This window comes from Rheinheimera marina, from assembly GCF_042654345.1.
In the GTDB taxonomy this organism is placed as follows: domain Bacteria; phylum Pseudomonadota; class Gammaproteobacteria; order Enterobacterales; family Alteromonadaceae; genus Pararheinheimera; species Pararheinheimera marina.
The window spans coordinates 329,374-348,440 of the sequence record NZ_JBHSGB010000005.1 but is presented as its reverse complement, the minus strand read 5'-3'; the positions used below and the strand labels follow the sequence as shown (position 1 = coordinate 348,440).

14 protein-coding genes are annotated in these 19,067 nt (G+C 51.9%); 12 read left to right on the top strand and 2 right to left on the bottom strand.

Annotated elements, in window-relative coordinates; all coding sequences use genetic code 11:
- Positions 1-26 precede the first annotated feature (26 nt).
- The 7 genes from ACFO3I_RS05770 to ACFO3I_RS05740 all read left to right on the top strand — a co-directional run bounded on the left by ACFO3I_RS05770 (position 27) and on the right by ACFO3I_RS05740 (position 11,623).
- Complete coding sequence (locus tag ACFO3I_RS05770; protein ID WP_377332478.1) at positions 27-1,028, top strand: WD40/YVTN/BNR-like repeat-containing protein; 1,002 nt, start codon at positions 27-29, stop codon at positions 1,026-1,028.
- Positions 1,025-3,352: an efflux RND transporter permease subunit gene (locus tag ACFO3I_RS05765; RefSeq protein WP_377332476.1), complete on the top strand. Its 2,328-nt coding sequence runs from the start codon at positions 1,025-1,027 to the stop codon at positions 3,350-3,352. The genes ACFO3I_RS05770 and ACFO3I_RS05765 overlap by 4 nt, the downstream gene beginning before the upstream one ends.
- 237 nt (positions 3,353-3,589) lie before the next feature.
- Positions 3,590-8,428: an NAD-glutamate dehydrogenase gene (locus tag ACFO3I_RS05760; RefSeq protein WP_377332475.1), complete on the top strand. Its 4,839-nt coding sequence runs from the start codon at positions 3,590-3,592 to the stop codon at positions 8,426-8,428.
- 102 nt (positions 8,429-8,530) lie between these two features.
- Positions 8,531-9,541, top strand: a complete 1,011-nt coding sequence (gene pyrD / locus ACFO3I_RS05755; protein WP_377332524.1) for a quinone-dependent dihydroorotate dehydrogenase — start codon at positions 8,531-8,533, stop codon at positions 9,539-9,541.
- Positions 9,542-9,642: 101 nt separating this feature from the next.
- Entirely contained in the window at positions 9,643-10,173 is a 531-nt protein-coding gene (locus ACFO3I_RS05750; RefSeq protein ID WP_377332473.1) for a hypothetical protein, read from the top strand.
- An 87-nt stretch (positions 10,174-10,260) separates the two neighbouring features.
- Positions 10,261-11,394 (top strand): 1-acyl-sn-glycerol-3-phosphate acyltransferase, encoded by a 1,134-nt coding sequence (locus ACFO3I_RS05745; RefSeq protein ID WP_377332471.1) that lies wholly within the window; start codon positions 10,261-10,263, stop codon positions 11,392-11,394.
- Positions 11,372-11,623, top strand: coding sequence for a DUF2960 family protein (locus ACFO3I_RS05740; protein WP_377332470.1), 252 nt, complete (start codon positions 11,372-11,374; stop codon positions 11,621-11,623). The genes ACFO3I_RS05745 and ACFO3I_RS05740 overlap by 23 nt, the downstream gene beginning before the upstream one ends.
- Here the strand turns inward: ACFO3I_RS05740 and ACFO3I_RS05735 are convergent.
- Complete coding sequence (locus ACFO3I_RS05735; protein WP_377332469.1) at positions 11,614-12,072, bottom strand: DUF192 domain-containing protein; 459 nt, start codon at positions 12,070-12,072, stop codon at positions 11,614-11,616. The genes ACFO3I_RS05740 and ACFO3I_RS05735 overlap by 10 nt on opposite strands.
- 65 nt (positions 12,073-12,137) lie before the next feature.
- Positions 12,138-13,259 carry an alanine dehydrogenase gene (gene ald, locus ACFO3I_RS05730; RefSeq protein WP_377332468.1) on the bottom strand — a complete coding sequence of 374 codons (1,122 nt, stop codon included), beginning with the start codon at positions 13,257-13,259 and terminating at the stop codon, positions 12,138-12,140.
- 136 nt (positions 13,260-13,395) lie between these two features.
- Between ald and lrp the strand changes: the two genes are divergently transcribed.
- The 5 genes from lrp to crcB all read left to right on the top strand — a co-directional run bounded on the left by lrp (position 13,396) and on the right by crcB (position 19,065).
- Complete coding sequence (gene lrp, locus ACFO3I_RS05725; protein ID WP_377332467.1) at positions 13,396-13,881, top strand: leucine-responsive transcriptional regulator Lrp; 486 nt, start codon at positions 13,396-13,398, stop codon at positions 13,879-13,881.
- Positions 13,882-13,951: 70 nt separating this feature from the next.
- Positions 13,952-16,711 (top strand): DNA translocase FtsK, encoded by a 2,760-nt coding sequence (locus ACFO3I_RS05720; protein WP_377332466.1) that lies wholly within the window; start codon positions 13,952-13,954, stop codon positions 16,709-16,711.
- 47 nt (positions 16,712-16,758) lie between these two features.
- Positions 16,759-17,370: an outer membrane lipoprotein periplasmic chaperone LolA gene (gene lolA, locus ACFO3I_RS05715; RefSeq protein ID WP_377332465.1), complete on the top strand. Its 612-nt coding sequence runs from the start codon at positions 16,759-16,761 to the stop codon at positions 17,368-17,370.
- Entirely contained in the window at positions 17,367-18,698 is a 1,332-nt protein-coding gene (locus ACFO3I_RS05710; RefSeq protein ID WP_377332463.1) for a replication-associated recombination protein A, read from the top strand. Before lolA ends, ACFO3I_RS05710 begins: the two co-directional genes overlap by 4 nt.
- Positions 18,691-19,065: a fluoride efflux transporter CrcB gene (crcB, locus tag ACFO3I_RS05705; protein WP_377332461.1), complete on the top strand. Its 375-nt coding sequence runs from the start codon at positions 18,691-18,693 to the stop codon at positions 19,063-19,065. The genes ACFO3I_RS05710 and crcB overlap by 8 nt, the downstream gene beginning before the upstream one ends.
- Positions 19,066-19,067: the final 2 nt, after the last annotated feature.

The following is a 19,067-nucleotide window of genomic DNA, read 5'->3' as shown; positions in this document are numbered from 1 at the left end:
TAACAACATTCTCCCTTGCAGTTGTAATGAGTCTGTCCGTACAGGCCGCAGTTGCCGAACCTATAGTCGAAGCTCAACCTGCGTATCAGCTGCCGTTGGCGCAGCACACCCTTCTGACGGATCTGGTCAAGGTTTCTGATCAGTTGTATGTGGCAGTGGGCGACCGTGGCCATGTGCTGACCAGCCAAACTGGCACCGACTGGACACAGGCGGTGACGCCGGTTCAAAGCTTATTAACCTCGGTGTATTTTGCCGACCAGAAGCATGGTTGGGCGGTTGGGCATGACGCCAGCATTATTGCGACCGACGATGGTGGCCACCACTGGTCGCTGCAGCAATTCAAACCTGAAACCGACAAACCACTGTTCGACATTTTGTTTGAAAGCCCAAGCCATGGCATTGCGGTGGGGGCCTACGGCATGTTTTTCCGCACCACAGACGCCGGTAAGAGCTGGCTGGCGGAGTTTCATGAAGAGCTGGTTGGGGATGAAGATCGTGAGTTTTTGCAGGAGTTAAAAGAAACAGACCCTGAAGGCTATGAAGCTGAGAAGGCGTCTATATTGCCTCATTTTAACCGGCTGTATATGCATCAGGGCACTTTGTATCTGGTCGGCGAAGCGGGCTTTTTTGCCACCAGCACGGACTTCGGCAAAAGCTGGGTGCGTCAGAGCGAGTTTTATAATGGTTCCTTGTTTGGTTTGACTAAATCGCTCAAGGGGAGCCTGATAGCTGTCGGCTTGCGGGGCCACGCGTTTCGCAGCACTGATGAAGGTCAGAACTGGCAGGCCATTGCCTTACCATCCGAAGCGACGCTGAACAGCGCTTTTTCTGCTGATGACGGCAGCTTGTACCTGACCGGTAACGCCGGCACTTTATTAAAAAGCATTGACGATGGACTGACGTTCAGCAAAGTGGCGACCGAAGACAGCAAAGCTATCCTCAATGCGCTGGTGATTGGACAGCAGCTGGTGCAGGTGACTGAAGCCGGTGTGCGTTTTACCCCTCTTAAAGAAGACCAAGCCTTATGAGTCTGAATAGTATTGTCACCCGTTGTGAGCAGGTGTTATTCCGCCACAGATTAGCTGTGATCCTGTTGTTTGCGCTGGCCACTCTGGTGTTGTTATTCAAAGCCAGCCAGATCAAACTGGACGCGGCCTTTACCAAAAATATCCCGCTGCAACACAGCTACATGCAGACCTATATGAAGCACGCCAAAGATTTTGGTGGGGCCAATAATATTCTGGTGTCGGTCTGTGACAGCAGTGGTTCGATTTTTAACGAACACTTTTTTACGACCTTCAAGAAAGTGCACGACCAGCTGTATTACCTGCCGGGCGTCGACCGGAGCCTGGTTAAATCTTTATTCAGCCCGTCGACCCGTTTTGTCGAAGTGGTTGAAGATGGCTTTGCCGGTGGTCCGGTGATCCCAGCAGAGTTTGCGCCAACCGAAAGAGGCCTGGCAGAAGTCAAAGCCAATATCGAAAAAGCCGGCATTGTCGGCCGGATGGTGGCGGATGATTTTAGCTGCGCCATGATCACCGCTCAGCTGCTCGAAGTAGACCCGGATACCCAGCAGAAACTCGACACCATTGCTTTTGCTTCCGAGCTGGAGCAACAAGTGCGTGGCCAGTACCAGGACGACAAAACCAGCATCCATATTATTGGTTTTGCCAAAATGGTCGGCGACGTGGCCGACGGTGCCAAAGGCGTGTTGCTGTTTTTCGCCGTTGCTATCGCCATTACCAGTGTGATGGTGTACCTGTTCAGCAGTTCAGTCATGCTGACCTTATTGCCAATCAGCTGTTCATTGATTGCAGTGATCTGGCAAATGGGTTTGCTCAGTACAGCAGGTTTTGGCATAGACCCGATGTCGATTCTGGTGCCTTTCCTGGTGTTCGCCATTGGTGTCAGTCATGGCGTACAGATGATTAATGCCACAGGTAAGTTTGTCGCAGCCGGCATGGATGCAAAAGCAGCCGCTCAGGCCAGTTTCCGTAAGCTGCTGGTTCCGGGCGGTGTGGCACTGCTGTCAGACACTGTAGGTTTCCTCACTCTGCTGATTATCGATATCGGTGTGATCCGTGAACTGGCCATTGCCGCCAGTTTAGGGGTGGGGGTCATTATCCTGACCAATCTGTTTTTGCTGCCGGTCCTGATGTCCTATGTGAAGTTCAGTGACCGCTATCAGCAGAAAATTCGCCAGCCGCATCCTGGTATTGACCAGTTCTGGCATCGGATGTCGGCCTGCGCCACGCCTAAATATGCCGCCGTGATCCTGGCGGTTACCGCTGCGCTTTTTGCTTACGGCTGGCAGCAAAGTGCTCAGCTGAAGATTGGCGACTTACACGCAGGAGCACCGGCCTTGCATGAAGACTCGGTGTATAACCAGGATACCTTTCTGATCACTGACCGCTATGCCATCTCGGTAGATTACATCAATGTGATGGTGGAAGCCCCGGCCAACGGCTGTACTTTCCATGATGTGATGGCGCGGATTGACCAGTTCCAATGGCAAATGGAAAACGTGCCAGGGGTTCAGTCTGCGGTGTCGCTGGCGTCAGTGTCCAAAGTCATCAATGGTGCCTACAACGAAGGCAATATGAAGTGGCGGGTGTTACCACGTACCACCGAAAGCCTGGTGCAGGCGTCCAGCCGGGTAGAAACCAGCACAGGGTTACTGAATACCGATTGTTCGGTGATGCCAGTGATGTTGTTCCTGCAGGATCACAAAGCCGAGACCATTGAAAAAGTGGTGGCTGAAGCCAAACGGGTGGGAGCTGAACTGGAGACTGACACACTGAAGTTTAAACTGGCGTCTGGCCCGGTTGGCGTGATGGCGGCCACTAACGAAGCGGTCTCTGCTGCACAGACTCCGATGATGTGGTGGGTGTATGGCGCCGTGGTGCTGCTGTGTCTGCTGAGTTTCCGCTCCATTCGGGCCACAGTGGCGGTGATTATCCCTCTGTATGTGGTGTCGGTATTGGCGACCGCGTTGATGACACATCTGCAAATAGGTTTGACAGTGTCCACCTTGCCTGTCATCGCGTTAGGTGTAGGTATTGGTGTGGATTACGGCATTTATATTCTGTCGAATATGACGCAGCTGTTAAGAAATGGTACCTCTTTGCGTCAGGCTTATTTTACAGCGTTAAAAGAAACCGGCAGCGCCGTGTTGTTCACCGGCCTGACTCTGGCCATAGGTGTCAGCACCTGGGTGTTCTCTGCGCTGAAGTTTCAGGTGGATATGGGCATACTGCTGACCTTTATGTTCCTGGTGAATATGCTGGGTGCTGTGTTGGTATTACCGGCAATCGCAGCGTTGTTCTGGCGCAAAAATAAAACAGCCGACTAAAATCTAATCATTATTTTTTTGCATGATTAAACACGAAAATGGCCTTTTGGCCATTTTCTATTTAAAGCAGATGAATACTTTGTCAAATCAGCAATTTCTTTGCTGGACCAACCAGCACAAAAGCTATAAATAAAGCTCGAAAAGGCGGATAATAGTCAATAAACTTCGCACCTGACACGCTCTGCAAGTAAAGAAAACCCGGTGTTTGGCACTGAGGTTTCAAACAAGGACTACAAAATGGCTCTCATAGACGGTCAACCCTCTGTATTACTCCAAAACGTAAGTAAACTGATCCGTTCCAAAGTAAAAAACCAGGTCGACCTGGTGGAAAGCTTTGCATCTACCCTGTATGGCGACATGTCGCACGAAGATTTATTCGGTCGTAACGACAGCGATTTGTACGGCGCTGCCCTGAGTCTGTGGCAGAGTCTGAACAGCCATACCGATGACAAAGCATTGATCCGGGTGTTCAACCCAGAAATTGCCAAACATGGCTGGGAATCCCGGCACACTATTGTTGAAATAGTGGTGAAAGACAGCCCGTTTTTAGTGGATTCTGTGCGGATGGCGCTGAACCGTCAGTCCATTACCTCGCATCTGTTGCTGCATTATCCATTGCAAACGGTTCGTGCTGAAAACGGCGACATTACTCAGTTCCACAAATTAGGCACTATTGACAACGCCACCTCGGAACAAACGGTATTTCATATTGAAATTGACCGGATGACCGACAAAGCGGCCATTGACGCGCTGAAAGCTGAATTGCAGTCGGTGATGGAAGACGTTGCTCACGCTGTTCAGGACTGGCGTCCGGTACGGGAAAAACTGAAACAAGTGATTGCCGGGCTACCACAGCAGGCCCGCCACAGCGACAGCGAAGAACTGAATCAAACCTTAGAATTTTTAAACTGGATGGTGAAAGACAATTTCACTTTCCTGGGCTACCGCGAATACCGCATCAAAGCCGTTGAAGGCGACCATAAGATTGAAGGCGTCAATGAAGGCGCAATGGGCCTGATGCGCCGTTCCGTATCCCGTGATTTGATGCTGTCTGAATTACCGGCGCAGGCTCGCAAGCAGGCGCTCAATTCATCACTGCTGATCCTGACCAAAACCAATAATAAGTCCAGAGTGCACCGGCCTGCGTACATCGATTATGTCGGTGTGAAAAAGTTTGATGCCAATGGCCAGGTGATTGGTGAAGACCGCTTTATCGGTTTGTATTCCTCAACGCTGTACAACAACAGCGCGGCCGACATTCCTTTGCTGAAAAACAAGATGGCGAAGGTGATGGCCAAGTCTGGTTTTGCCGTCGGCACCCATGCTTACAAAGCCTTACTGAATATTCTGGAAACCTACCCACGCGATGAACTGATCCAGGCAACAGTGGATGATTTGCTGGACGTGTCGACCGGTGTACTGCAAATGCAGGAACGCGACATGACCCGTTTGTTTGTGCGCAAAGATGCCTTTGGTCGTTTTGTCTCGGCGATGGTCTATGTACCACGTGAGCGTTATAACACTCAACTGCGCAAAGACACGCAGGCCATTCTGGCACAATCGCTCGGCAGCACTGAGCCGGTTGAATTCACCACCTACTTCTCTGAATCGGTTTTGGCCCGGACTCATTATTTTGTCCGGATCAACGACAACAGTATCGAGTTTAATGTGAAAGAAATTGAACGTAATTTAGTCGAAGCGGCCCGTACCTGGGAAGATAAACTGGAAACGGCCCTGCTGGCCCATTATGGCGAAGGCCGTGGCCGTGAGCTGTCACGCAAGTACCTGAATGCCTTCCCGCGTGCGTACAAAGATGAAATGCTGCCAAACGATGCGCTGGTCGATATCCAGAAGCTGGAAGCACTGAACGATGACCACAAGCTGGACATGCTGTTCTACAAACCACAGGAAGAGAGCGACGACAGCAAAGCGGTGCGTCTGAACCTGTTCCATAAAGATCACCCAATCCATTTATCGGACGTGTTACCAATACTGGAGAACTTCGGTCTGCGGGTCATTGGTGAAACGCCTTATGCCGTGCGTTGCCCGGATGGCAGCGTCAGCTGGATCTTAAACTTCTCGATGGAAGTGAATGGCGATATGCCGGCTGACTTCGAAACTGCGCAGGTGTCCTTCCAGGATTCCTTTGCCAAAGTCTGGAACAGCGAGCTGGAAGATGATGGCTTTAACCGTCTGATCCTGGGTTCTGGCCTGACGGGCCGTGAAGCCTCGTTACTGCGTGCTTTTGCTAAGTACAAACGCCAGATTGGCGGTACCTTCAGCCAGGCTTATGTAGAGTCAGCTTTTGCCCGTTACCCGCAGTTGGCTCGACTGTTAGTGACTTTATTTAACAGCAAGTTTGACCCGGCAGCGGCGGCTTCAGCTGAACAGGTTGCTGTTATTGAAGCGGAAATTCTGGCGCAACTGGAGCAGGTAGCGAACCTGGACGACGACCGGATCTTCCGCCGTTTCCTGTCGATTATTCAGGCCATTGTCCGCACCAACTACTTCCAGAACGCCGAAGACGGTTCACAGAAGCCGTATATTTCATTCAAAGTGCGCCCGGCGCAAATTCCGGACATGCCGTTACCTCTGCCATTCTTTGAAATTTTCGTTTATTCACCGAAAGTAGAAGGTGTGCACCTGCGCTTTGGTAAGGTTGCCCGCGGTGGCCTGCGCTGGTCTGACCGTCGTGAAGACTTCCGTACCGAAGTATTGGGTCTGGTAAAAGCCCAACAAGTGAAAAACACCGTGATAGTCCCGGTTGGTGCTAAAGGTGGTTTCGTCTGTAAGAAATTACCAACGACGGGTGGCCGCGAAGCCTGGCTGAACGAAGGGAAGAGCTGCTACCGCACCTTTATCCGTGGTTTGCTGGATGTGACCGACAATATAGTCGCTGGCCAGATTGTGCCGCCGAAGTCTGTGGTTCGTCTGGATGAAGATGACCCGTACCTGGTGGTTGCTGCCGACAAAGGCACTGCAACCTTCTCGGATATTGCCAACGGCATTTCACTGGAATACAACCACTGGTTAGGTGACGCCTTTGCATCAGGTGGTTCGAACGGTTACGACCACAAAGGCATGGGCATTACCGCCCGCGGTGGTTGGGAATCCGTCAAACGCCACTTCCGCGAAGTGGGCATTGACTGCCAGACCACAGATTTTACCGTGGTGGGTATTGGTGATATGGCCGGTGACGTGTTTGGTAACGGTATGCTGCTGTCTGAACACATTCGTCTGCAGGTTGCTTTTAACCATATGCATATTTTTGTCGACCCGAACCCGGTGTCGGCGACATCCTTTGTTGAGCGTCAGCGTTTATTTAACCTGCCGACTTCGACCTGGGATGATTACGATAAGTCGCTGATTTCTGAAGGCGGTGGTATTTTCTCGCGTAGTGCTAAGGCTATCAAGCTGACGCCACAGATGCAGGAAATGCTGGGCACTACCGCCAGCAGCCTGACTCCGAATGAATTCATTCGTGCGGCGCTGATGATGCAGGTCGACTTGATCTGGAACGGTGGTATCGGCACTTATGTCAAAGCGTCCGATGAAAGCCATGCCGAAGTCGGTGACCGTGCATCAGAACCGGTGCGGGTCAACGGAAAAGAAGTCAAAGCCAGGATGATTGGTGAAGGCGGTAACCTGGGCACCACCCAACGTGGCCGTATCGAATACGCCATGCATGGTGGCCGCATTAACACTGACTTTATCGACAACGTGGGTGGTGTGGACTGTTCAGATAACGAAGTGAACATCAAGATCCTGCTGAACGCGCTGGTGTCCAGTGGCGATATGACACTGAAGCAGCGCAACGAACTGCTGTACAGCATGACCAATGACGTGGCCGACATTGTGATCAACGACTGTTACCGTCAGACCCAGAGTATTTCTGTGTCTATGGTGCTGGGCGCTGAGCAGATGAAGGAATATACCCGCTTTATCCATGCACTGGAAAAAGATGGCAAACTGAACCGCGAGCTGGAGTTCCTGCCGTCCGATGATGCGCTGGCAGAACGCACGGCGAAAGGTCAGGGCCTGACACGTCCGGAAATGTCTATTCTGACCGCCTACGGCAAAATGGTACTGAAAGAATGGCTGGTGCTGCCTGAGATCTATGAGAACAGTTACTTCAAGCGCCACCTGTTCAAAGCTTTCCCGCAAGTGCTGCAAGACCAGTTTGCGGCGCAGATGGAAACGCACCCGCTGAAAGCCGAAATTATTGCCACTAAACTGGCTAATATGCTGGTGAACGATATGGGCGCGAACTTCACGCACCGTATGATGGAAGAGACCGGCTCGTCCATTGGTGAAGTCGCGTTGTGTTACGCCATTGCCCGCGACTTGTTTGATGCCGAAACTGTGTTGGCACAGATTGAAGACTTGGACAACAAGATTGCCGCTGATGTGCAAATTCGTCTGTTGCATCAACTGCGTCGTACCATGCGCCGCACCACACGCTGGTTCCTGCGTCACCGTAACAAAGCGCTGGATATTCAGCAGACGGTTGAGTTCTTCAAGCCTGCTTACCAGGCAGTGTCTGAACATCTGCCACGCCTGATGGCGCCGGTTGAAGCTGAGCAAATTGCGGCCAATGCGGAGAAGCTGGTTGACAAGAGCGTGCCAGCCAGCCTGGCACGTTATATGGCACAACTGAGCAGCCTGTTCTCCATCATGGACATTGCGCAGGTTGCAGCGACCGAAAACAACGACCTGCTGCTGACGGCGGAAATTTACTTCAAGCTGGGCGATCGGTTAGATCTGCACTGGTTCCTGGAGCAAATCACTCAGCAGCCGGTCACCAACCATTGGCAGGCGCTGGCCCGCGCTTCTTACCGTGAAGAGCTGGATTGGCAACAACGTGCCTTGTCGGCCGTGGTGGTGCGTAGCTGCAATGGCGGTTGTGACGCGGATGCGGTGATCACTCAGTGGATCAGCGATCACGAAGCCGTATTGGCCCGCTGGCGCCTGATGCTGGCGGAGTTCAAAACCACCAAGAGCCACGAGTTTGCCAAGTTCTCGGTGGCACTGCGTGAACTGATGCTGTTGAGCCATCACTGTGATCCTGTGAAATAATCACAGAAGTCGCTAAAATACCCCGGTTATTGCCGGGGTATTTTTTTGCCTGAACCTGTTTAACTGCGGATAGCCGCTGCAACCAAGAGAAGCCTGTTGACTATGTTTTATTCATTAGCCCGTTCTTTGATGTTTTGTACTGATGCCGAGTTTTCTCACCACCTGGCACTGGGCAGCCTTAAACATTTGAAAAACACCCCAGCTTCTTTATTGTGGCGCCAGCAGTTGCCGAAAAAACCTGTGACAGTGGCAGGGCTGCATTTCGACAACCCGGTCGGTCTGGCCGCCGGTCTGGATAAAAATGCCGATTGCATTGATGCCTTCGGTCAGATGGGTTTTGGTTTTATCGAAGTCGGGACTGTCACACCGCGGCCTCAGGCTGGCAATGACAAACCGCGTTTATTCCGCTTACCAGAAGCCAGCGCCATTATTAACCGCATGGGGTTTAACAATAAGGGGGTTGATTACCTGGTCGAAAACGTAAAAAAAGCCAGTTACAAAGGCGTGCTTGGCATCAACATTGGCAAGAATAAAGACACGCCGAACGAAAAAGGCAAAGACGATTACATTGAATGCATGCGCAAAGTCTATGCCCATGCCAGCTATATCACGGTCAATATTTCTTCACCCAATACGCCGGGCTTACGCGATCTGCAGTTTGGCGATGCCTTGCTGGATTTGTTGCAGGCGGTGAAAAACGAGCAGCTGGATTTACAGGCTCAGCAGGATAAGTATGTGCCGGTCTTTGTAAAAATTGCGCCGGACATGGATCCTGTGGCTGTGCAGCAAGTGGCTGAAACTTTGTTGGCCAGTAAAATGGACGGCGTGATTGCCACCAATACCACCCTGGATAAAACCGCTGTCGCACACCTGAAGCATGGCGGCGAAATGGGCGGCTTAAGCGGCTTGCCAGTACAGCAGAAAAGCACGGAAATCGTCCGCCAGCTGCGCTCTGCGCTGGGTCCAAAGCTGCCAATTATTGGCGTCGGTGGCATTGATTCTGCGGCAGCAGCGCAAGAGAAACTGGCCGCCGGTGCTAACCTGGTGCAGGTCTACAGCAACTTTATTTACCGCGGTCCACAGTTGATTAAAGAGATCGTTGAGAGCTTATAAGGATCAGTTTCTGATCCTGAAAACTTAGCACCAAATAATCTTTGGCAAGCCCGATAGGCTGGGGTAGAACAAACAGCAATCACTGAATAAGGATGCTCTGAATGCTGTTTATCAACCCCAACTGGCGCTGGCAGTTTTGCCCGCAACAAGGCACCTTGCAACTGTGCCTGGATGCGTCCACTGTGCTGTGCTCCGGGCTGACACAAAAGCAGCTGCGGCATTGCCCGGTGCAACAGGGCGACGTTGCGGCCTTGACGCTGGAGCATGCCGGTCTGTTGATGGAACAACTGGAGCAGCTTGAATCCCTGGTGCCTGCTGAGCTAGCGATGCCATGTGCATTGCGCTTAATGGCCATTCGTCATTTTGCCGCGGCCGCGGTGCAAAAAAGTCATTACTTTCAATTTGGCACTGCATCGCGTGCGATGGCGGATTACAGCCTGGTGCTGCTGGCAGGGCAAAGTCCGGCCAAAGCGCTGCTGTTTGCCTGCGAAGGTCAGACGGCTGACTGTCTGTTACTCGAATCTGTTCACACATTAACCGGCAAAGAACTTTCGGCGCTAAGTCATGTCAGAGTGCTGGCGAACAGATTAAGCCCGTTCAGTTCAGGTTCGGCTTATCTGCTGTCCGCCTAGTTTTGGAGTATTTTGCCTGATCGGACTAGCCAGTCGCGTAGCTGTCGGTAGAATACAGCTTCTTTTTTTGTGCTGGATGAATCATTAGTGTCTACTCAATCGGATCCTTTTCTGGAAATCCGTCCTTATCATGATGACGAAGTGCAGGGGGCGATCAGCCGCCTGTTGGATGATCAGGACTTCCTACACGCTATTCTGAATTACCGTCTGGCCAGCTGGCCCAAAGCTATTCGTTATTTGTTTACTCCTTTGCTGCGCTGGATGTTGAAACGCAAAGCCAGCAGCTTAAAGACGGTGTCGGATGTGCAGCATCTGGTTGCTGACTTTTTGGAACAAAGTCTGCGGCAAAGCTCAAGTGGCATGACGGTGTCTGGTCTGGAACATCTGGACCCGAAGCAATCTTATTTGTTTGTGTCTAACCACCGGGACATTGCAATGGACCCGGCATTGGTCAATTGGTGCCTGCACCAAAAAGGCATGGACACAGTGCGTATTGCCATTGGCGACAATTTATTAAAAATGCCCTGTGCCACAGAGCTGATGAAGCTGAACAAAAGCTTTATCGTCAAACGCTCAATCAAAGCGCCACGTGAAATGCTCAAAGCGTTAAGCCAGTTGTCGGCCTATATCAAGCATTCACTGGAGACGGGTCATTCAATCTGGATAGCGCAAAAAGAAGGCCGGGCTAAAGATGGCTTGGACCAGACCGACGATGCCATTCTGAAAATGTTTTTTATCGAAGGTAAAAAACGCGGTGAGGAGTTCAGCGCTTATATCCAGGATTTAAAACTGGTGCCTGTTTGCTTGTCTTATGAGTTTGATCCGCTGGATGAAGCCAAAGCCAATGAGCTGCATCAACTGGCCAGTACCGGCCAATACAAAAAATCCGAATTTGAAGATATTCAAAGCATAGTGCGTGGTATTACAGGTCAGAAAGGCCGTATTCATGTGCATTTCGGTACGCCGCTCAGTGGCGATTTCAACAGCCCTGAACAGGTCGCGGATGAAATTGACCGGCAGATCTGGGCAGGTTACAAACTGTTCCCGGTCAACTATTTAGCGGCAGGTGTGCCGGATCCGTCCGTCAGCCTGACTGAACAACAACAGTATCAACAAAAGCTGGCGGCCTTGTCGTCTGGCCTGCGGCCTTATGTCGAACAGATGTACGCTGCACCTGCAATTAAACAACGGGAAAGTTATGGCCAGAACGCTGCAGTATAAATTCAAAGGCGTGCTGAAGCAGCAGCCATTCAGTTATGACAAATACCATGATGCCTTTGAAGCGGCAGCTGCCGCTGAAGGCATTGATTTAACGGCATTTCGCAAGATGGAGCAGCAAGTGGCGATGACTGCAAAAGGCAAAGGGGCATTAAAAGACTATCGCCGTAATGCCTTTGCCGCCTTGGGTTTTACCGAAGTAGTGTTGTTAAAAGACGAGGCTCAATCCTGAGCCTTGTCGCAGGCGGTTTTGCCGCAACGCTTAATCGAATCGCCCGCTTTTATGCCATGCGCTTGAAACCAGCCGAGTGGCATTTCCAAGGCTCCCAGCACAGGGCCAGCTGACGGACGGCTGGTTTGATCAAAAGGTTTCAGCGCAATCACCTGTTCAATGGTCCAGTCCGCTTTGATATAAGCCAAATCCAGCGCAGATGGTGTATTAAGCATCCAAAACGCCATAGGGCGCACTTCGTCACCAATAAATAACATGCCGGTCTGCACATTCAGTCTGTGCATCAGGCCCTGCGCCCGCTGCTCAGGGCTAATGGCCAGCTCGACTTCTATCTGCTCTGTCCCCAGTTGCAACCACTCTTTGTCAAACTGCACCGACTCGGGCTGGATTTGCTGCGCCTGGCAGGCGGTGATCCCCAGCAGGGCAAATAAAACAATCAAACGAGACATGGAATTTCCTTGTGAACATAAAAAAGCCGGACCATAGTCCGGCTTTTTCGCTTAAAAATAGACGCTTAGACTGCGGCTAACGCCTGACGTGGGTCAGTGTATGGCAGAGACAGCGCTTCGGCAACGTGTTGATTCACCACCTGACCGTTGATCACGTTCAGACCATTTAACAGATGCGCGTCGTCCAGTAAAGCTTGCTTGTAGCCTTTGTTGGCAAGACGGATGATAAATGGCAGTGTGGCATTGTTCAGTGCGAAGGTCGACGTCAGTGGTACCGCACCTGGCATGTTGGCGACGCAGTAATGCACCACGTCGTCCACGATGTAGGTTGGATCCGCGTGGGTGGTAGCATGGGATGTCTCAACACAGCCGCCCTGGTCAATCGCCACGTCAACAATGGCTGAACCTGGTTTCATTCGTTTGATGTGATCCGCAGTGACCAGTTTAGGCGCGGCAGCACCAGGGATCAGCACGCCACCAATGACTAAGTCAGCAGCCAGTACATGCTTTTCCAGTGCGTCAGCTGTTGAATACACCGCTTTGACTTTGCCAACAAACTGGGCATCAATACGACGTAACACGTCGATGCTGCGGTCCAGCACCGTCACATCGGCACCCATACCGACAGCCATTTGTGCGGCGTTGGTACCGACCATACCACCACCGATGATCACCACTTTTGCAGGTTCCACACCAGGCACACCGCCTAACAACATGCCGCGACCAGCGCAGGATTTTTCCAGGGCACGGGCACCGGCCTGAATGGACATCCGGCCAGCCACTTCAGACATTGGGGCCAGCAGCGGCAAACCACCGCGATTGTCTGTCACTGTCTCATAGGCGATACAGATGGCTTTTGATTTGATTAAGTCTTCGGTCTGCGGCAGGTCTGGTGCTAAGTGCAGGTAAGTAAACAGAATTTGGCCTTCACGCAGCATGGCGCGTTCAACGGCTTGTGGCTCTTTCACTTTAACAATCATTTCTGCTTTGGCAAAAACTTCAGCTGCAGTTGGCAACACCTGAGCACCAGCGGCCTGGTAAGCGTCATCACCAAAACCTATACCAGCACCGGCGTTGTGTTCTACAAACACCTGATGGCCATGAGCAACCAGTTCACGCACGCTGGATGGTGTCATACCAACGCGGTATTCGTGGTTTTTAATCTCTTTTGGTACGCCAATAATCATAATTATTCCGCCTCTGTAGGGGTTGGTAAAATTTTTGGCTAGTATAGAGTTAGATTTGCAGAATTACCTGTTGTTTTTAGGCTTAATCTAAGTTATTAATCCTGCATTCATATTAAAAAACATATTTTTATCTGCCATGTATGAGACCAGTAAAAGTGTCAAGAAGCTTGACCGGATCGACAGAAAAATTCTGACAGAATTGCAGCATGACGGTCGCTTAGCCAATGTAGAGCTGGCGAAGAGGGTAGGGCTCAGCGCCACTCCTTGTCTGGAGCGGGTGCGCAAGCTGGAGGCTGAAGGCTACATTCTTGGTTACACGGCACTGGTCGACCCGAACAAGGTAGGGGCACAGCTGTTGGTCTTTGTTGAAATCACCCTAAGTAAGACCTCACCGGAAGATTTTGACGAGTTCAGTAAAGCGGTGCAGAAGCTCAATGAAATTCAGGAGTGTCATCTGGTGTCTGGCAGTTTTGACTTTTTATTAAAGACCCGGGTGGCCAATATGGCAGCCTACCGTGAACTTCTGGGCGAAACCTTACTCCGATTGCCCAGCGTGCGGGAAAGCCGTACTTACGTGGTGATGGAAGAAGTAAAGCAGACCAGCTTTGTTGCCGTGACGTAAAGGGTGCAAGCTAAAGCTGTCTCTGGTATCTTTAAACCGTAGAATTCTAAGAAGTAAATGGAATAAATTTGTGTTGAATGAGGCCATCAGGGTGCGCGCCCAGGTATTGTTTTCGTTAAATGCCATGCAACGTCTGTCCGAAGTCGGGTTAATCCTGTGCTTTGGTTTTGCGGCTTTTGTGTTGTTGGCGTTATTGTCGTTTGACCCCGCTGACCCAAGCTGGTCGCAAGCCGGTTACCAGGCTGAAATCCGCAATTACGCCGGGCCTAAAGGCGCCTGGTTTGCCGATATCCTGTTATTTAGTTTTGGCTGGATTGCCTTTTTAGTGCCGCCCTTGGTGGCCTTGGGTGGTTTTCTGTTGTTGCGCCGGGCCAAAAGCCTGTTGCAGATGGATTTTATGATCCTGGGGTTACGTCTGCTTGGTTTGGTGCTGACGGTATTCACGGCCAGTGCCATCAGCAGCATCAACTTCAATGACATTTATTACTTCTCATCCGGTGGTGTGGTTGGCGACGTGGTCGCTGATATGCTGTTGCCCAACTTTAATTTTATTGGCACTACCTTGTTGTTGCTCTGTGGCCTGAGTACGGGGCTGACATTGGCGACAGGGATTTCCTGGGTCACTGTCGCCGATGAGTTAGGTGCTTTGGTCTGGGCGGCCCTGGCTGGCTTGATGCAATTGCCAGCCCGACTGAATCAATGGTTGAGCCGCAAGTACCAGGGTGACCAACAGTCTGTATTTCATCAGCCTGAGGCTGCCACTGTGCCTGCGTCGCAAGCGACTGCGGCAGTGCAACCGTCTGTGTCAGCACCTGCGGCAATGGCTGCGGCGGTTTCAGCGTCCGTTGACACGCTTGAGGCGGCACCGACCAACTTCAGCAGCGATAGAACAGAACCTGTATTTGTTGCAGAGCCATCAGTTGTCGCTGTTGAGCCGGCACCGACCAGCAGTCTGGCTGCTGTTGCCACACAGGCGGTCGAGCTGCCTGTGGTGCGGTTAACCGGCGCTGACGATGATGATTTTGACTTGCCATGGGCTGAGCCTGTCAGCGCGCCCAAGCGCGGCTATTTTGCTGAGCAGGATGAGGTGACACCACTGCCATTCAGTCCGCTTGATGCGCAAACCCAGGCCAGCGCTTTTGTTGCCGTGGACACTCTGGCCGATGATGATCTGAGCTTTAGTGCGGCCGATGATGGCCAGGATGCACAGCGTCTGACGCAGCTCGAGCAACGTTTCGCTGCGCTGCAGCAACAAAGCTACCAGCAAGCTGAACCGGCTGAAGACGACGATGAAGAAGACGACACGCCGCTGCCTCGTAAAGCCGGGTTCAGCAGCGATGATTTACCGGCGCTGGCCTTGCTGGACAGACCGGACAAAGCCACCAACCCGATTGACCCTGCTGATTTAGAGCGGGTGTCGCGACTGGTGGAAGTGAAATTATTGGACTTTGGCGTCGAAGCCAAAGTGGTCGGTGTTTACCCTGGCCCTGTGGTGACCCGCTTTGAACTGGATTTAGCGCCAGGGGTGAAAGTCAGCAAAATTACTGGCTTGTCAAAAGACCTGGCCCGTTCGTTATCTGCTATTAGCGTGCGGGTGGTGGAAGTCATTCCAGGCAAATCCTACATAGGCCTGGAGTTGCCGAACCAGCACCGTGAAATCGTGCGTTTATCTGAAGTGATTGGTGATGAAGTCTTTACCCAATCGAAATCGCCTTTGACCATGGTGCTGGGCAAAGACATTGCAGGTAAATCTGTGGTGGCTGATTTAGCCCGGATGCCACACTTACTGGTGGCCGGTACCACAGGCTCGGGTAAGTCGGTTGGGGTTAACGTGATGATTTGTAGTCTGTTGTACAAATCCACGCCGGAAGATGTGCGTTTCCTGATGATTGATCCGAAAATGCTTGAGTTGTCGGTGTATGAAGGCATTCCGCATTTGCTGACTGAAGTGGTCACCGATATGAAAGAAGCGGCCAATGGCCTGCGCTGGTGTGTCGGTGAAATGGAACGCCGTTACAAGCTGATGTCGGCGCTGGGCGTACGGAACTTAAAAGGCTACAACCAAAAAATTCAGGATGCACAGGACGCTGGTACGCCGATTAAAGACCCGCTTTGGAAGCCGTCGGACGATATGCGCTCTGAGCCGCCTGTACTGGACAAGTTGCCCGCCATTGTGGTGGTCATTGACGAATTTGCCGACATGATGATGATTGTCGGTAAAAAAGTAGAAGAGCTGATTGCCCGTATTGCGCAAAAAGCCCGGGCGGCAGGTATTCACCTGATCCTCGCCACCCAGCGGCCGTCGGTCGACGTGATCACCGGTCTGATTAAGGCCAATATTCCAACCCGTATTGCGTTCCAGGTGTCGTCAAAAATTGACTCCAGAACCATTCTGGACCAACAAGGCGCTGAAAGCCTGTTAGGTCAGGGCGACATGTTGTATCTGCCTCCGGGTTCAGGCGTGCCGACCCGGGTGCATGGCGCCTTTGTTGACGACCATGAAGTACACAACGTGGTGTCGGACTGGAAAAAACGCGGCACACCGAACTACATCGCTGAAATTCTAAATGGCGAACCGACCGAAGACAGCTTGCTGCCAGGCGAAACTTTAGAAGGCGAAGACGCGGAATCGGATCCATTGTTTGACCAGGCTGTTGCTTTTGTCACCGAAGCGCGCAAAGTCTCAGTGTCCAGTGTTCAACGCCGCTTCCGTATTGGCTATAATCGCGCGGCGCGTCTGGTAGAACAGATGGAAATGAGCGGTATTGTCAGTGGCGCCGGTCATAACGGTAATCGCGAAGTGTTGGCGCCTCCGCCGCCACGCATGTAAGCCAGCCAAAATGTAACAAGGAACCCTTGGGGTTCATTGAGGAAATGATGAAGTATTTGCTGTTAAGTGTGGCCTTGTGTGGGATCAGTTCGTTTCAGGTGCTGGCAGATCAGGCGGCTGCGCTGCAAAACAAGTTGGCGCGCCTGACCAGTTTTCAGTCCAGCTTTAACCAGACCGTGGTGGACGCCAACAAAAAGCTGATCCAGCAGGGTGAAGGCATGCTGTCACTGAAGCAGCCGTCGTTATTCCGTTTTGAAACCCAGACGCCTGAACCTAACCTGTTTATTGGCGATGGCACGACCTTATGGTTTTATGCCGAAGTGCTGGATCAGGTCAGCATTTTTGATGCGAAAGAACAGGTGCAAAAAACACCTTTTGTGCTGTTGACCTCACACGACCCGAAATTATGGGCTCAGTACCAGGTAACAGGCCAGAATGAACAATTTGATATTGTGCCGAAAGATCCGAACAACGCCGTGAAAAAGCTGAGCCTGAAATTCTCTGGTCTGGCGTTGTCGCAAATGACGGTGCTGGACAGCAACGGCCAGCAAAGCGACTTTGAGTTTACCCTGGTGCAATACAACACCCCGCTGGCACAGGAGCTGTTTCAGTTCAGCATTCCTAAAACAGCCGAAGTGGATGACCAACGCAAAAAGTGACAAACCTGGGTTTTGATTTTCACGACGATATCCGGCCGCTGGCAGCTTTGCTGAGGCCGGAAAGCCTGGCCGACTATGTCGGCCAGTCGCATTTACTTGGGCCTGGCACACCGCTGCGCAAAGCCGTGGAAGCCGGTCGTATTTCCTCTTTGATCCTCTGGGGCCCACCAGGTACAGGCAAAACCACCCTGGCCGAACTGATTGCCCGTTATGCCAAAGCCAGTATTGCCCGCTTATCGGCGGTCACTGCCGGTGTGAAAGAAATTCGCGAAGAAATTCAGGCTGCCAGGCAGCGACTGGCGCAAAATCAGCGCACCCTGCTGTTTGTCGACGAAGTGCATCGTTTTAACAAGGCACAGCAAGATGCGTTTTTACCGCATATTGAAGACGGCACCATTATTTTTATCGGCGCTACCACCGAAAACCCAGCCTTTGCGCTAAACAATGCCATGTTGTCGCGGGCACGGGTTTGTATCTTAAAAAAGCTGACTGAACAAGACTTGCTGCAGGTGATTCAGCGTGCACTGGCGCATTACGCCAATCAGCAGCAACAGGTTAGCCTGACGCCCGATGCCAGCCGTTTGCTGTTACGGCTGGCCGATGGCGATGCCCGCCGTTTATTGAATTTACTGGAGCAGGCGGTGGAGTCGGCGCCGCTGGTGGATGGCGCTGCGTTGATCGATGCGAGCTTGCTGACACAATTGGTTCCGCGTCAGCTGCCGGGCTTCGATCAGCAGGGCGATTTGTATTACGACCTGATTTCGGCCTTTCATAAATCGGTGCGGGGGTCAAACCCGGACGGCGCCTTGTATTGGTATTGCCGTATTCTGGAAGGCGGCGGTGACCCGCTGTATGTCGCGCGGCGTTTATTGGCCATTGCTAGTGAGGACATCGGCAATGCCGACCCCAGAGCTTTAACGCTGGCGTTGGATGCCTGGGACACCTTTACCCGGGTTGGCCCGGCAGAAGGAGAGCGGGCCATTGCGCAGGCAGCTATTTATCTGGCGTTGGCGCCAAAGAGCAATGCCGTATACAGCGCCTTTAACCAGATGCGGGACTTTGTCCGCCAGCAGCCGTCGTTTGAGGTACCGAACCATTTGCGTAATGCGCCCACTCAACTGGCAAAACAACAAGGGCATGGCCAGGACTACCGCTATGCCCATAACGAACCCGGTGCTTATGCCGCCGGTGAGCGTTATCTGCCTTCTGAGATGGCTGGCTTGAGCTTTTATCAGCCCAGCGACCGGGGGCTGGAAAAGCAGTTACTGGAGAAAATGAATTACCTGCAGCAGCTCGATGCTGCAGCGCGAGGTGATGACCATGGGTAATTATCTGGCTGTCGCTATAGGTGGCGCTTTAGGTGCTTGCTGCCGCTACGGCCTTGGCGAATTTATCCTGCATCTTTTTGGCAAAGCATTTCCTTTTGCGACTTTGCTGGTTAATATTCTGGGGTCTTTTGTGCTGGGGGTTCTGTATGGGCTGTTTCTGACAGAACATCTGGCGGTAAGTCCTTGGAAAGCTCTGATAAGCATTGGGTTTCTTGGCGCTTTTACCACCTTTTCCACTTTTTCACTGGACACCATTCTGTTAGTGCAACAGGGCGAGCTGCCGAAGGCGGCGCTGAATGTTATGCTGAATCTGGTGTTGTGTTTAACCTTAGCCTGGCTGGGTGTAAAGCTGGGTACAATGAAGTAATT

Excerpts from the sequence above, each read along its gene's own strand:
- lrp (WP_377332467.1), top strand. The coding sequence starts at position 13,396 with ATGTATGAGACCAGTAAAAGTGTCAAGAAGCTTGACCGGATCGACAGA.
- ACFO3I_RS05750 (WP_377332473.1), top strand. The coding sequence starts at position 9,643 with ATGCTGTTTATCAACCCCAACTGGCGCTGGCAGTTTTGCCCGCAACAA.
- ACFO3I_RS05765 (WP_377332476.1), top strand. The coding sequence starts at position 1,025 with ATGAGTCTGAATAGTATTGTCACCCGTTGTGAGCAGGTGTTATTCCGC.
- ACFO3I_RS05740 (WP_377332470.1), top strand. The coding sequence starts at position 11,372 with ATGGCCAGAACGCTGCAGTATAAATTCAAAGGCGTGCTGAAGCAGCAG.
- crcB (WP_377332461.1), top strand. The coding sequence starts at position 18,691 with ATGGGTAATTATCTGGCTGTCGCTATAGGTGGCGCTTTAGGTGCTTGC.
- ACFO3I_RS05735 (WP_377332469.1), bottom strand. The coding sequence starts at position 12,072 with ATGTCTCGTTTGATTGTTTTATTTGCCCTGCTGGGGATCACCGCCTGC.
- lolA (WP_377332465.1), top strand. The coding sequence starts at position 16,759 with ATGAAGTATTTGCTGTTAAGTGTGGCCTTGTGTGGGATCAGTTCGTTT.
- ald (WP_377332468.1), bottom strand. The coding sequence starts at position 13,259 with ATGATTATTGGCGTACCAAAAGAGATTAAAAACCACGAATACCGCGTT.
- ACFO3I_RS05760 (WP_377332475.1), top strand. The coding sequence starts at position 3,590 with ATGGCTCTCATAGACGGTCAACCCTCTGTATTACTCCAAAACGTAAGT.
- pyrD (WP_377332524.1), top strand. The coding sequence starts at position 8,531 with ATGTTTTATTCATTAGCCCGTTCTTTGATGTTTTGTACTGATGCCGAG.
- ACFO3I_RS05770 (WP_377332478.1), top strand. The coding sequence starts at position 27 with ATGAGTCTGTCCGTACAGGCCGCAGTTGCCGAACCTATAGTCGAAGCT.